The sequence below is a fragment of the Vibrio sp. 03_296 genome (genome assembly GCF_002265885.1).
In genome coordinates, this window is sequence record NZ_NPKW01000385.1 from 1 (window position 1) to 619 (window position 619).

Below are 619 nucleotides of genomic sequence, written 5' to 3' on the forward strand. Positions count from 1 at the left end.
TAATTTATAGGCCCTAGCCCTTTGCAACTGAAAGCATTATCACGTTCAATTATGACACTTTTGTGACCTTTGCAAACAAATTTTCATATAACTGTCTTTGTTGATTCATCTTGTTTTTTCCAACTCGATTAGGACAAGCTAGAAAAAATTGCCTATCATGTTGCCCCTGTATTTATCTTAGAGAAGCGCTATGTGGTTTAAAAACTGTATGGTCTATCGCGTGAATCGCGAGATTGAATTCAACGCAGATCAACTTGAAAAACAATTGGCAGAGTTCCGTTATACGCCTTGTGGCAGCCAGGATAAGCAAAAATTTGGCTGGGTAAGCAGCGATGGGACGAACACGGTGATATGATGACCCATCGTGTCACGAAGACCGCATTCTTATCTGTGCTAAAAAAGAAGAAAAAATGCTGCCCGCTTCGGTGATCAAAGAATCACTGAATGCCAAAGTGGAAGCGATGGAAGCCCAAGAAGGCCGCCCGCTGAAGAAAAAAGAGAAAGAAACACTTAAAGAAGACATCATTATCGATCTTCTACCACGAGCTTTCAGCCGCAGTAATCACACCTATGTGCTCATCTTGCCAAAAGAAGGTTTGATTTTGTCGAGTGCCACAGC

1 pseudogene is annotated in these 619 nt (G+C 41.8%); it reads left to right on the top strand.

The window, feature by feature from the left end:
* Window positions 1-190: 190 nt before the first annotated feature.
* A pseudogene (gene rdgC, locus CIK04_RS24840) lies at window positions 191-619 on the top strand (recombination-associated protein RdgC); the annotation flags it as partial.